Origin of the sequence: Flavobacterium odoriferum (genome assembly GCF_025499515.1) — a bacterium.
Classification (GTDB): Bacteria; Bacteroidota; Bacteroidia; order Flavobacteriales; family Flavobacteriaceae; genus Flavobacterium; species Flavobacterium odoriferum.
This window is the reverse complement of the sequence record NZ_JAMKFA010000001.1, coordinates 318,103-332,007: the sequence shown is the minus strand read 5'-3', so window position 1 is coordinate 332,007 and position 13,905 is coordinate 318,103. Positions and strand designations below refer to the sequence as shown.

The window sequence follows — 13,905 nt, the reverse complement described above, 5'->3', positions numbered from 1 at the left end:
CTATTTCTTATACTCTTTAACCGCTTCCACAAAAGCCTTAGCATGATCAACAGGAATATTTGGTAAAATACCGTGACCTAAGTTGACGATGTATTTATCTTTTCCGAATTCATCAATCATTTCGTGAACCATTTTTTTGATGGTTGGAATTGGAGATAACAAACGACTTGGGTCGAAATTTCCTTGTAAAGTGATGTCACCACCGGTTAAATAACGCGCGTTTCTTGGCGAACAAGTCCAATCTACTCCTAAAGCTGATGCTTTTGATTTAGACATTTCGTTTAAAGCAAACCAACATCCTTTTCCAAATACGATAACTTCCGTTTCTTCGGCTAAAGCTTCAACAATTTGGTTGATGTATTGCCATGAGAATTCTTGATAATCAACTGGAGAAAGCATTCCGCCCCAAGAGTCAAAAATTTGAATCGCATTACAACCTGCTTTTACTTTTTCTTTCAAGTATAAAATCGTGGTATCGGTGATTTTTTGCAATAATAAGTGTGCCGCTACTGGATTTGAAAAGCAAAATCCTTTTGCAGTATCAAAACTTTTAGAACCTTTTCCTTCAACAGCATAACAGAAAATCGTCCAAGGCGAACCAGCAAAACCAATTAACGGCACTTCGTCGTTCAACATTTCTTTGGTTAATTTTACTGCATCCATCACGTAACCTAAAGTTTCGTGAATATTCGGCACAAAAACTTGATTTACTTGTTCAGCAGTACGAATAGGATTTGGAATTATCGGACCTAAATTGTCTTTCAATTCCACGTGAATTCCCATCGCTCTTGGTACTACCAAAATATCTGAAAATAAAATCGCAGCATCTGGTTTTACAATTCGAATGGGTTGAACCGTGATTTCAGCAGCTAATTCTGGAGTTTCGCATCGGGTGAAAAAATCATATTTATCGCGTAAAGCTCTAAATTCTGGTAAATATCTTCCTGCTTGACGCATCATCCAAACTGGCGGACGTTCAACTGTTTCTCCTTTTAATGCTCTTAAAAATAAATCGTTCTTAATCATTTTTGATTGCTTTAGGCTTTAAGCAATAGGCTATAAGCGTTTATAATATTTTATTACTTCAGTAATTACATTTTCAACGGTGGGTTGCGATGCAATTACTATGTTTTTTGTTCTATTTTCTAATGCTTTTGATGTGGTGGTTCCAATACAAAAACACGTTTTATTATCTAATGAATTGTTTTCCAAAAAACTTTTTACACCTGACGGACTGAAAAACAAAATACCATCATATTCTTTTTTTATTTTGTGTGGTTTCAGTTTGGTTTCATATACGACAATTTCGTTATATGCGATTTTATTTTGCTGAAAATAATTTGGGATTGTATTTTTTCTGATATTTCCACAAAAGAAGGTAAACGAATTACTTTTGTATTTCGAATCGATGATTTGAATCAATTCTTCTGCATAATCAGCACTTTCAATAACGGTGAAACCTTTTTTTTCGAGAAAATTTCTCGTTTTACTTCCTACACACAAACAAGAAATGGAATGAACGTTTTTTACATCCGATTTTAAAATACTTTTCACTGCTTGTTTACTTGTAAAAACTAAGTAATCATTTAGTTGAGGTGTTTCAAATGAAATGGATTTTGTTTGAATAAAATTCTTTTCTACAAGTTCAATTTTAGCATCAGAAAACTTCTTTTTTAATGCTTTTGAAAGTTTTTTTGTAGAGAGAATTCGGTTCATTTTTAGCTTCTAATTTGATGTTCTTCTTGTCCTAAACAATACGTTTCGATGTCTTTGTTATATCCGTAAACTACTAAAATATCATTTTCTTGGACAATAGTATCTGGAGCAGGACGACCAATAGATTCTTTTATGATAGATTTTTTACCAATTAAATTACGTTTTTCTCTTTTGCGAATAATTGTAATTAGTGTTAAATGGTATTTATCGATTGAATCCAATTCGGCTAATGTTTTTCCGTAGAATTCTGGTTTCGCTTTTACTTCCGAAATCGTAAAATTATCATCTAATTGATAGTTTTCTAACGTTGATTTGAAGTTGATTTGCTTGGTTAATCTATCTGCTGATTCTTGCTCTGGGTGAATAATACTATAAATTCCCATCGCCTCTAAAACCGTGTCGTGAATTGGAGACAAAGCTCTACTAATGATTTTTACATCACTCAATTTTTTAATAATTGCAGTTGTAATGATGGCAGCACCTTCGTTTTCACCAATGGCAACTACGACTTTATCCGCATCTTTTAATGGCAAAGCTTCATACGATAATTCGTTTGTTGAATCTAAGGCAATTGCATGCGAAATTTTATCTTTGATAAGATTAATTTTTTCGATGTTTTTATCTACACCAATTACTTCGTTTCCTGTTTCAGTTAAGCTGATGGCAAGCGACATTCCGAAGTTTCCTAAACCAAATACTATAATTTTCATTTTTGGTAGATTAGTTAATTAATATATTTTCTTTTGGATATTCGTAGAATTGATGATTCAATCTTCGTAATAATCCAACCATTAAGTTGAGCATTCCAATACGACCAATAAACATACAAGCAATTAAAACATATTTACTTGGTTCGGTTACTGTTGGTGTATAATTTAAGCTTAATCCTACTGTACTATATGCTGAAAAACATTCAAAGGCAACGGTTAATAAGGGTGTTCCCTTTGGTTCAAAAATCAATATTGCTACAATTGAAATTCCTATTGTAATTAAAGAGATACATAAAATAGCAAAAGCACGAGAAGTTGATTCAGATGAAATTCTTCTTCCAAACAATTGAATTCTGCTTTTTCCACTGGCAACAGCAAAAATATTTAAAGTTGCTAATGCAAATGTACTCGTTTTGATACCACCCGCAGTTGAAGCTGGAGAACCACCAATCCACATTAAAAAGATAATAAACAACAATGAAGGAACGTTCATTTTAGTAAAATCTACTGCATTAAATCCTGCGGTTCTTGGCGTTACCGAATTAAAAGAAGCCGCTGTGATTTTTCCAAAAACACTATCGTGCTCTAATAAGGTGTTGTTGTATTCTGAAATAAATAGGAAAATAAAACCACCGATTAATAAAACTAAAGTAGTGTAAATTACAATTTGAGTGTTTAAAGTGATGATTCGAACTTTTTTATGAATGATAGTTTTATCAAAAAGTTCTACCACATGAGTTTTAATTTTTTGATAAAAGTTAAATACAATGTTGTGACCTAAACCACCTAATACAATCAATGTCATAATAATCCATTGCAAGAAATAGTCAAAACGAATGGCTTCATCATATAATCCAGCCGATAAAATTGAAAATCCTGCATTACAAAATGCCGAAATAGAATGGAATATTGCAAAGAAGAATTTATTATCAATAGCGTTGTTGTCCATGATAGACGAATAAACAAAAATGGCACCAACAGCTTCAACTCCTAAAGTAAAAATAACAACATTAAGAGCAGCCCTAAAAACATCTCTCATGCCATCGTGTGCAATAAAATCTTTAGTATTTAATCCTTCTTTAAATGAAGAACTTCCTCTAAAAAAGAAAGCAAAGAAAGAAGTAAACGTTAATATTCCAATTCCACCTAACTGAATTAAAACTAAAATAATGGATTGCCCCACGACAGTAAATGCTGTGGAAGTGTCAACAACCGCTAAACCAGTAACACAAACAGCACTTGTAGAAGTAAATAGCGCATTAGTAAAGGTAATTCCGTTTGTTGTAGCACTTGGAAGCATTAATAAAAATCCTCCTGTTAAGGCTAAAATCATAAAACTTCCAACAAATACAATTGCCGGATTGAAATAGATATCATAGATATGACGCACTAAAACCAAGAGCCTAAGTAAGAAATAAAAAATAAGTCCGCCTTCTAAAATTGGTTTTACTTTTTGCAGAATATAGTCTGAAGAAAAATCTATATTTATAATAGAAATTATAAAACAGGTTATCATGATACCTGTTAGTAAAATCATATTAGCTAAGGCTACTTTCTTATTGCTTTTATATTTATAAGTAAAGAATTTAAATGAATTAAAGGCTAATAATCCAACAGAAAGGAGAATTAAACCAATAACGTGTGGCGAATTGTAGTTTTCTTCGAAGTCATATCCAAAGTCAAAAACTATAAAAAGCAGTACTATGATATCAAAAAAGCGATATAAATAATTGAGTAACGATTCTTTCTCCATTTTGGGATAAAATTACTTTTTCAAATCACGACGAATGCTTTCCATTAAAGCTTTTCCACCGTTGTTTAAAATTTCTTCGGCACAATTTTTTCCGAAGTTTTTATAAGAATCAAAAGTACAACTTTTTTTGATTGTGTGTTTTTCTTTTCCGTCTAAAGAAAATAAAACACCTTCAAAATCAATTTTATCTAAGGTAAATGTTGCCAAAGCACCAATTGGAGCTGTACAACCACCTTCTAATGTCTTTAAGAATTCACGTTCAATGTGCGTGCAAATCTCGGTTTCAGAGTGATTTAATTTAGCTAAAGCTTCTCTGCAAAAATTATCATTTTCCATTGCCACTACAACCATTGCGCCTTGTGCCGGTGCTGGAACCATCCAATCTAAATTGATATAGTTTTCTGGTTTTAAGTTGATTCGTTCTAAACCTGCAGCAGCAAAAACAGCTCCGCTCCAATCGCTGTCTTGTAATTTTTGCATACGCGTATTTACATTTCCACGTAAATCAACTACATTATGATTTGGATATTTATTCAACCATTGTGCTTGTCTGCGTAAGCTTCCAGTAGCAATGGTACCGTTAGAATTTAAAAAATCTAAATTGCCTTTGTGAACTAAAATATCAAGTGTGTTGGCACGTTCTAAAACCGCTGCTTGCACAATTCCGATAGGTAAAGCAGTTGGAACATCTTTCATAGAATGCACCGCAATATCAACCTGTCCGTTTAACATGGCAATGTCTAACGTTTTGGTAAAAATTCCTGTGATTCCTAATTCGTAAAGTGGTTTATCAAGAATAATATCACCTTGCGACTTAACAGCTGTGATTTCAGTTTTGTAACCTAAATCGTTTAGTTTTTTTTGTACTGTGTGTGCTTGCCAAAGGGCTAATTCGCTATCACGAGTTCCTATTCGGATTGTTTTGCTCATTATTTTGCAACCGTTTCTAATTGGAAAATTTTCTCAATCCATTCAATGCTTTCGTCTACCATGGTTTCGTCATCTTTTAAATGATTGGCAAAATGATTGGTAATTTTTTGAATGATTCTAGCAGTAATTAATTCGGCTTGTTCTTCATCAAAGTTAGCCATTTTTTTACGTTGAAAGTTTAATTCTCCTTCTTTAATTGTATTCAGTTTTGCTTTTAGCGCATGTATTGTTGGTGCAAATTTACGTTGTTTGGTCCAAGCCATAAATTCGTCTTTAATTTCTTCAATAATAGCTTCAGCAGCTGGAATGTGTTTTTTTCTGTTTTCTAAAGTTTCATCGGTCATTTGAGCCAATTGATCCATGTGAACTAATGTAACACCATCTAATTCGTTTACGTTTTCGTTCACATTTTTAGGAATCGATAAATCTAAAATTAACAATGGTTTTTTCAGATTTAATATGGCCTTATCAACGGTAGGATTTAAAGCTCCAGTTGCTACAACTAAAACATCAGCTTTTTGAATTTCTAATTGCAAATCAGCATAATCTTTTACAATTACGTTTAATTTGTTGGCAATTTTTTCAGCTTTATCTTTGGTGCGATTAATCAAAGTGATATGTTCGTGTTTCGAATGTTTTACTAAATTTTCACACGTATTTCTTCCAATTTTTCCAGTTCCAAAAAGTAAAATATTTTTATTAGAAATATCTTCTACATTTTTAAAGATATATTGCACAGATGCAAAAGAAACAGATGTTGCTCCTGATGAAATTTGTGTATCTGTTTTGATTTTTTTACTTGCTTGAATTACTGCATTAACCAATCGTTCTAAGAAAGCGTTTGCTAAATTTAGTTCTTTACTTTGAACAAAAGCGTTTTTTAGTTGGCTTATGATTTCAAAATCACCTAGAATTTGACTATCTAAACCTGTTCCTACACGAAACATATGTGTAATAGCTTCATTGTTTTTATACACAAAAGCAACTTTTTGAAAATCTTCAACGGTTCCTTGGCTGTTTTCGCAAAGTAATTTGATTAATTGAAAAGGATGTTGTGCAAAACCATAAATTTCAGTTCTATTGCAAGTCGAAGTAACTACTAAACTTTCCAATCCTTCTTCTTTTGCTTGGTGTAATAAATTTTGTTTAGCTTTATCATCTAAACTAAATTTACCTCTCATTTCGGCATCGGCTTTTTTGTAACTTAAACCTACTGCGTAGAAAGTTGGATGTTTCGCAAATGTATTGTTTTCCATGGTTTATACTCTTTCCTAAAAGTTTAACAAAATTATTAGTATGCTATTTATAAAAGTAACGCTTAAAGGACTTTTTGTATCGATAAAAGATATTTTGTATCTAATTCATCTTTTTAGCGTTATTTCTATTAAATTTGTAGCAAAATCAAGTGTTTTGAATTTAACTATATAGAACAATTCTAAATAACAATTTGATTTTTGTTTGTAACTATATACGAAAAAATATCGCTATGGGTTCTCAAGAAGAAATAAAAATTGAAAATGATTTTATTTTATATCTTTTTCAAAATGATGGAGACGAAATGTATCGAATTCAAAAACCTGTAAATCAAGGATTTATTCAATTTCATTTTGGCTTAAAAGGAAAAGGAAAATTTATCTTCAATCAAGGAAATTATGCATTGGATTTAAAGGAAGAGAAGTCACTTTTGTTTTATAATCCGCAAAAAGAATTGCCACTTAATCTTGAATTGGCTCCACACACTTGGATCGTATCGGTAATTATTTCGATAAAAAAATTTCATGGTTTGTTTTCATCTCAAGCAGAACATATTCCGTTTTTGAGCGAAGACAACAAAGATAAAAAGTACTATAAAGAGAATGATATAAGTCCGTCAATGGCAATTGTGTTGAGTCAATTGTTCCATTACAACCTCAATTCGTTCATTAAAAATTTATACTATAAAGGAAAAGGTTACGAATTATTAAGTTTGTATTTTAATCGATCTGAAGATCCAAATGCAGAACAATGTCCGTTTTTGATTGACGAAGAAAATGTATTAAAAATAAAAAAAGCCAAAGAAATTATGATTTCTAATATGGCAGAACCACCAGGGTTAGAAGAATTATCTGAGCAAGTGGGATTAAGTTTGAAAAAATTAAAAATGGGTTTCAAGCAAATTTATGGTGATACAGTATATGGATTTTTATTTGAATACAAAATGGATTATGCGCGTCAATTGCTTGATAGTGGTTCATACAATGTAAATGAAGTAGGTTTAAAAATTGGATACAGCACAGGAAGTCATTTTATTGCCGCTTTTAAAAAGAAATTTGGTACTACACCAAAAAAATATTTAATGAATTTGAACACCAATGTGTAAAACCAATTGATATCAATTTCGTATATCAAACTATAAATAAAAAAATGATAATTTAAAAAGTAAGAAAACCAAATTAATTACTTTTATAAAAAAACAATTGCCACATGAAAGGAGTATTATTAGTAAATTTAGGATCACCAGAAAGCCCAACAGCAAAAGACGTTAAGCCGTATTTAGATGAATTTTTAATGGATAAATACGTAATTGATGTTCCGTTTTTATTGCGTGCATTATTAGTTAGAGGAATTATTTTGCAAACGCGTCCAAAAAAATCTGCTGAAGCGTATGCACGAATTTGGACAGATGAAGGTTCGCCTTTAATTGTAATTTCTAAAAAAATGCACCAAAAGGTCCAAAAATTGGTTGATGTTCCGGTTGCTTTAGCTATGCGTTATGGAACCATGACTATTCAAAAAGGGTTGCAAGAATTAAAGAATAAAGGTGTAACCGAAGTAATGCTTTTACCTTTGTATCCGCAACATGCTATGGCTTCAACTACTACTATTTTGGTTTTGGCAGAAGAATTACGTCAGAAGCATTTTCCAGAAATGACATTTACTAATGTTCCAGCATTTTATAACAAACCCGATTTTATTCAGGCTTTGGCAAGTTCTATTAAAAAACATTTGGAAGGATTTGAATATGATCATTTATTATTTTCGTATCACGGAATTCCAAAACGTCATATTCGCAAAACAGATGTTACGAAATCCCATTGTAAAATTGACGGTTCTTGTTGCAACACGCCTTCGCCAGCACACGAATTTTGTTACCGTCATCAATGTTATGAAACTACAAAACAAGTTGTAAAATTATTAGGAATTCCAGAAGGAAAATACAGCCAAACCTTTCAATCGCGTTTAGCAGGAGATAAATGGTTAACACCTTATACGGATGTTGAAATCAATAAAATGCCAGAACAAGGAATTAAAAAATTAGCCGTTGTAACACCAGCATTCGTTGCCGATTGTTTAGAAACTTTAGAAGAAATTGCAATGGAAGCTAACGAGCAATTTTTGCATCATGGCGGAGAGGAATTTATGGCAATTCCATGTTTAAATGATGAAGACGAATGGTGTGGTGTGGTGGCAAATTGGATTAAAGATTTTCAAACTAAATAGAAATGACTTCTAAATGGAACTTTACAACTACATAAAATCACTACATCTAATCTTTGTAATCACTTGGTTTGCTGGGTTGTTTTACATTGTTCGCTTATTTGTATATCATGCCGAAGCCAAACAAAAATCGCAACCTGAGCAAGATATTTTAATAAAACAATACCAATTAATGCAATACCGTTTGTGGTACATTATTACTTGGCCAAGTGCTGTTTTAGCTAGTATTTTTGCTTTTTGGATGTTGTTTTTTACCGAAGTTGGGAAAGTTTGGTTAACCCAACCTTGGATGCATGTAAAATTAGCTTTTGTGTTTTTATTGTATTTGTATCATTTAAAATGCCATCAAATTTTTAAGCAATTACAAAATAACGAAGTGAAAAATTCCTCTGGGTTTTTTAGGCTTTGGAACGAAGGTGCTACTATTATTCTTTTCGCAGTAGTTTTTTTAGTAATTTTAAAGAATGCAATCAATTGGATTTATGGTGTTATCGGAATTTTTGTTTTTTCGATTTTAATTATGCTAGGATACAAATTGTACAAGAAAATCAGAGAAAAGAACCAAAATAGTTAATGGATAGAATTTTTAACATCAAAAATCTTTCACTACGAATAAGAATATTTCTATCCATGATATTCTTAACACTTATTGCGTCTATACTTATTGCTGCGGTTTCCATTTATCAATTTAGAAAAGAAGCAAAAGAATACCATCAAGATAGATTAGAGCGAAAAGAAACTGCAATTGCTGAACACATAAATTATGTTTTACAAACAACAACTTATCCGCTAAACACAAAAAATATTCCGCTAATTTTTAAAGATAAAATTTTCGAATTAGCAGATATTCATAGTATGGAAATTAATTTTTTCGATTTAAAAGGGAACTTATTAATTTCATCAAAGGCAATATTTAAATTAGATAAAGATAAACCAAAGATAAATTCTTCGACTTTAAAAATTATTCAATCTTCTTTAGATAAAAGATATATAGAGTTTTCAAATGTTGACGAAAAAACCTTTCGATCATCCTATTCTTATTTAAAAGACAACAAATTTAAGCCTCTCGCTATTTTAAATTTACCCTATGAAGAAGATGCCGAGTTTTATGATAATGAAGTTCAAAATTTCTTAATTCGATTTGGACAGGTTTATACTTTTATGTTTTTCATTGCCATTGTTCTTTCTTATTTTTTATCGAGCTACATTACAAAATCATTAAAAATCATCAGCGATAAAATTCAGGAAACTCAATTAGATCAACGCAATGAAAAAATTGTTATTGAAGATGGAAGTAAGGAAATCAACTTATTGGTTCGTTCTTATAATAACATGGTAGATAAATTAGAAGAAAGCGCCACTATTTTAGCACAAAGTGAAAGAGAACAAGCTTGGCGCGAAATGGCAAAGCAAGTAGCGCATGAAATCAAAAATCCGCTTACACCAATGCGTTTAACGGTGCAAAGTTTTCAACGAAAATTTGATGCTAACGATCCTGATATTTCAAAAAAATTAAACGATTACACGCAAACCATTTTACAACAAATAGATACGATGAGTTCGGTAGCAAGTGCTTTTTCTAACTTTGCAACCATGCCAGCACAACAAAACGAAACTTTAAATGTTGTCCGAATTGTAAAAATGGCATTGGAAATTTTTAATGAAGATTACATTCAGTTTTCGGCATTGGAAGACGAAATTATTGCCAAGTTAGATAGAACACAATTAATTCGTGTAATCACAAATTTGGTAAAAAATGCCATTCAATCCATTCCAGAAGAGCAAGAGCACAAACTGGTTTTTGTAACCGTTTTTAGAGAAGATAATCAAGTAAAAATTGCGGTTAAAGACAACGGAAAAGGGATTTCCGAAGAAAATGCATCTCGTATTTTCGAACCAAAATTCACCACAAAATCAAGCGGAATGGGACTTGGTTTAGCAATTATTAAAAATATTATCGAAAATTACCACGGAACAATTACTTTTGAAACCGAATTAAACATTGGAACCGAATTTTTGGTTTCTTTCCCAATAAATAAACAATAAAATTATGAACACGAAGTCAAGATTAATTTTAGGATTACTGTTTTTTCAATTATTGCTTTATTCACAAACCTACCAATCAGGAACAGGAATTAATCTTTTTAGAATAAATTCTAATTATGTTTCAGCTGAAGTTGAATATAATTCAGGCGAAATAAAAAAAGGATTAATTTCAGGATTTATTGAAAATGAAAATATTGAAATTTTAAATTTAAGTCAATTTTCAAATTTTGAAAGTCAACTAAATATTGACGATGACAAGTTTAAGTTTAAAAAAGATGAAAATTCAAAGCCTGAAAAATTAAACAAAAATGAATTATCAAGAATTACACTAATTAAAGGAACCTCTAACAAAAATTTCTATTTAAAAGAAGTTTATACGCTAGATATTAAAACAAAGAAACTTAAGAGTCTAGACAGAAAAGTTTGGTTGCCAAAACTAAGGAGCAATCAAAAAATTGATGTTTTTGGTTTTAATTTGTTCTTAAATAATAGGTATACATACACTTATTATTATTTAACTCTAGAAAATGACAAGGTAATTCGTTTTTTTGATGATAAGATGAGGTTGTGTGGTTATGAATGCGGAAAAGAATATTATTCAAATTTTTTAAATGAAGTATTTGTAAGATCTTGTGAGGAAATGAAAGTTCCTGTACAGGAATACATGGATTCAATGACAAAAGAGAATATAAAAAAAACATTTAAGGAAAAAGACAATAAAATTAAAGAAATAAAAAAAGATAAAAATCTCAAATCAGAAGAGAGAGCAAAATTAATTTTGGAGACAGAAGAAAATTTTGTTTTACAACCCATTCAAGATTTAATAAGTATACACGAAGATAAATGTAAATAATATGAACAATCAAAACATTTTAATTGAAAAACAAGACAATATTGCGGTTATTACCATTAATAGACCCACAAAGTTAAACGCATTAAATAAAGCTACAATTCAAGAATTACACGATTGTTTTAAAGCGTTAAACGAAGACAAATCAGTAAAAGCTATTATTATTACTGGAAGTGGCGAAAAAGCATTTGTTGCTGGGGCTGACATTTCAGAATTTGCCAATTTCTCAGTAGAAGAAGGCGGAAAATTAGCTGCTCAAGGACAAGAATTATTGTTTGATTTTGTACAAAATTTAAGCACACCAGTTATCGCAGCAGTTAACGGATTTGCTCTTGGTGGCGGATTAGAATTGGCAATGGCTTGTCATTTTAGAACGGCTTCAACAAATGCAAAAATGGGATTGCCTGAAGTTACTTTGGGTGTGATTCCTGGTTATGGAGGTACACAACGTTTAGCTCAATTGGTTGGTAAGGGTCGTGCTATGGAACTAATCATGACTGCAGGAATGATTGATGCTGAAACGGCTAAAAACTACGGCTTAGTGAACCATGTTGTTGCACAAGAAGAACTATTAGATTTCACAAAAGGTATTGCTTCAAAAATCGCAAACAATTCAAGTGTAGCTATCGCAAAAGCAATCGAAGCAATTAATGCCAATTTTGAAGACGGAACAAATGGTTATGAAGTAGAAATTAAAAACTTTGGTCTTTCTTTTGGAACCGAAGATTTTAAAGAAGGAACCACCGCGTTTTTAGAAAAAAGAAAAGCAATATTTCCAGGAAAATAAAATATGAACCCAGAACTAAGTTCTGGGGTTTTTATTTAAGGTTATTAAAAAATGTTTTAGTTAATTTTTTTAAGTATAATTGTTAAAATGTTTAATTTTGAGTTGAAATAAATATTTTTTAATTATTTAACAAACAACAACACAACAATTATGTTAAAAAAAATTAATGACTTCGTGGCTGAAGTTGCGAAAAAAAATCCAAACGAACCCGAGTTCTTGCAAGCTGTCCACGAGGTGGCCGAAGCTGTTATTCCATTCATTGAAAACAATAAAAAGTATCAAGATAAAATGCTTTTAGAACGAATGGTTGAACCTGAAAGGGTTGTAATGTTTCGCGTTGCATGGTTAGATGATGCCAGAAAAACAAGATTAAACAAAGGATATCGCATCCAAATGAATTCTGCAATTGGTCCTTACAAAGGTGGATTGCGTTTTCACCCTTCGGTAAATTTGAGCATTTTAAAATTTTTGGCTTTCGAACAAGTTTTCAAAAATAGTTTAACGACATTGCCAATGGGTGGTGGAAAAGGAGGCTCAGATTTTGACCCGAAAGGGAAATCAGATACTGAAATCATGAGTTTTTGCCAAGCTTTTATGGCAGAATTATTTAGACACATTGGGCCAGATACTGATGTTCCTGCGGGTGATATTGGTGTTGGAGGTAGAGAAGTAGGGTATTTATTTGGTCAATATAAAAAATTAAGAAACGAATTTACTGGTGTTTTAACTGGAAAAGGAATCTCTTTCGGAGGTTCGTTAATTCGTCCAGAAGCTACGGGATATGGTACTGTTTATTTTGCCCAAAGTATGCTGGCTACTAAAGGACTTTCATTTCAAGGAAAAACAGTTTTGGTTTCTGGTTCCGGTAATGTGGCGCAATATGCTATTGAAAAAGCTACACAATTAGGAGCAAAAGTTGTGACGGCTTCAGATTCTTCAGGATATATTTATGATGCAGACGGAATTGACGCAGAGAAATTAGCGTACATCATGGAAATCAAAAATGTAAATTATGGTAGAATTTCTGAATATTTGAAAAAGTATCCAAAAGCACAATTTTTTGCAGGTAAAGATCCATGGGAAGTTAAATGTGATATTGCTTTGCCTTGTGCCACTCAAAACGAATTGAATGGTGATGATGCACAAAAATTGATTGCAAACGGTTGTATTTGCGTGGCTGAAGGCGCCAACATGCCTTCAACTCCAGAAGCAATTGCAGCTTTTCATAATGCAAAAATCTTATTTGCTCCAGGAAAAGCATCCAATGCAGGTGGTGTAGCAACATCTGGTTTAGAAATGTCGCAAAATTCATTACGATTGAGTTGGACAACAGAAGAAGTGGATGAACGTTTACATAAAATTATGAACAGCATTCACGAATCTTGTGTAAAATATGGTAAAAACGATGATGGATATATTGATTATGTAAAAGGAGCAAACATTGCAGGATTTGTAAAAGTTGCAGATGCAATGCTATCGCAAGGCGTGGTTTAATGAAATTAAATTTTACGGCTTTTGATTAATTTTAAAAGCCGTATTTAATTTTGGAGTAAGCATTTTCGTGTAAAAAATGAACATTTTCGTATAAAATATTGTTTAAAAATAAGCATTACTCAATTGTATAGTATTTTTGCAC

The 13,905-nt window shown here is 31.6% G+C and carries 13 protein-coding genes; 7 read left to right on the top strand and 6 right to left on the bottom strand.

What is annotated here, in order from left to right; all coding sequences use genetic code 11:
* From hemE to hemA, 6 genes are read right to left on the bottom strand one after another with little or no spacing between them, the layout of a single operon-like run.
* Nucleotides 1-1,026 carry a uroporphyrinogen decarboxylase gene (hemE, locus tag M9Q43_RS01545; protein WP_262317216.1) on the bottom strand — a complete coding sequence of 342 codons (1,026 nt, stop codon included), beginning with the start codon at nucleotides 1,024-1,026 and terminating at the stop codon, nucleotides 1-3.
* 30 nt (nucleotides 1,027-1,056) lie between these two features.
* Nucleotides 1,057-1,716 (bottom strand): uroporphyrinogen-III synthase, encoded by a 660-nt coding sequence (locus M9Q43_RS01540; RefSeq protein ID WP_262317215.1) that lies wholly within the window; start codon nucleotides 1,714-1,716, stop codon nucleotides 1,057-1,059.
* A 2-nt stretch (nucleotides 1,717-1,718) separates the two neighbouring features.
* Nucleotides 1,719-2,426 carry a potassium channel family protein gene (locus M9Q43_RS01535; RefSeq protein ID WP_262317214.1) on the bottom strand — a complete coding sequence of 236 codons (708 nt, stop codon included), beginning with the start codon at nucleotides 2,424-2,426 and terminating at the stop codon, nucleotides 1,719-1,721.
* Nucleotides 2,427-2,436: 10 nt separating this feature from the next.
* Nucleotides 2,437-4,179: a TrkH family potassium uptake protein gene (locus M9Q43_RS01530; protein WP_262317213.1), complete on the bottom strand. Its 1,743-nt coding sequence runs from the start codon at nucleotides 4,177-4,179 to the stop codon at nucleotides 2,437-2,439.
* A gap of 12 nt (nucleotides 4,180-4,191) precedes the next feature.
* Nucleotides 4,192-5,112: a hydroxymethylbilane synthase gene (hemC, locus tag M9Q43_RS01525; protein WP_262317427.1), complete on the bottom strand. Its 921-nt coding sequence runs from the start codon at nucleotides 5,110-5,112 to the stop codon at nucleotides 4,192-4,194.
* Nucleotides 5,109-6,365 (bottom strand): glutamyl-tRNA reductase, encoded by a 1,257-nt coding sequence (gene hemA, locus M9Q43_RS01520; RefSeq protein ID WP_262317212.1) that lies wholly within the window; start codon nucleotides 6,363-6,365, stop codon nucleotides 5,109-5,111. The genes hemC and hemA overlap by 4 nt, the downstream gene beginning before the upstream one ends.
* Before the next feature lie 230 nt (nucleotides 6,366-6,595).
* On the opposite strand from hemA, the gene M9Q43_RS01515 reads away from it, so the two are divergent.
* The 7 genes from M9Q43_RS01515 to gdhA all read left to right on the top strand — a co-directional run bounded on the left by M9Q43_RS01515 (nucleotide 6,596) and on the right by gdhA (nucleotide 13,763).
* Complete coding sequence (locus M9Q43_RS01515) at nucleotides 6,596-7,468, top strand: helix-turn-helix domain-containing protein (protein ID WP_262317211.1); 873 nt, start codon at nucleotides 6,596-6,598, stop codon at nucleotides 7,466-7,468.
* Nucleotides 7,469-7,572: 104 nt separating this feature from the next.
* The gene (gene hemH, locus M9Q43_RS01510) at nucleotides 7,573-8,589 is read left to right on the top strand and encodes a ferrochelatase (protein WP_262317210.1); all 1,017 of its coding nucleotides are present in this window, start codon (nucleotides 7,573-7,575) and stop codon (nucleotides 8,587-8,589) included.
* Between the two features lie 13 nt (nucleotides 8,590-8,602).
* On the top strand, nucleotides 8,603-9,160 hold the full coding sequence (locus M9Q43_RS01505) for a CopD family protein (protein ID WP_262317209.1): 558 nt from the start codon (nucleotides 8,603-8,605) through the stop codon (nucleotides 9,158-9,160).
* A gap of 56 nt (nucleotides 9,161-9,216) precedes the next feature.
* Nucleotides 9,217-10,632 carry a sensor histidine kinase gene (locus M9Q43_RS01500; RefSeq protein ID WP_408611240.1) on the top strand — a complete coding sequence of 472 codons (1,416 nt, stop codon included), beginning with the start codon at nucleotides 9,217-9,219 and terminating at the stop codon, nucleotides 10,630-10,632.
* 52 nt (nucleotides 10,633-10,684) lie between these two features.
* The gene (locus tag M9Q43_RS01495; protein ID WP_262317207.1) at nucleotides 10,685-11,485 is read left to right on the top strand and encodes a hypothetical protein; all 801 of its coding nucleotides are present in this window, start codon (nucleotides 10,685-10,687) and stop codon (nucleotides 11,483-11,485) included.
* Nucleotide 11,486: 1 nt separating this feature from the next.
* Nucleotides 11,487-12,269 (top strand): enoyl-CoA hydratase/isomerase family protein, encoded by a 783-nt coding sequence (locus tag M9Q43_RS01490; protein ID WP_262317206.1) that lies wholly within the window; start codon nucleotides 11,487-11,489, stop codon nucleotides 12,267-12,269.
* 150 nt (nucleotides 12,270-12,419) lie between these two features.
* The gene (gene gdhA / locus M9Q43_RS01485; RefSeq protein WP_262317205.1) at nucleotides 12,420-13,763 is read left to right on the top strand and encodes an NADP-specific glutamate dehydrogenase; all 1,344 of its coding nucleotides are present in this window, start codon (nucleotides 12,420-12,422) and stop codon (nucleotides 13,761-13,763) included.
* The last annotated feature ends 142 nt before the right edge of the window (nucleotides 13,764-13,905 follow it).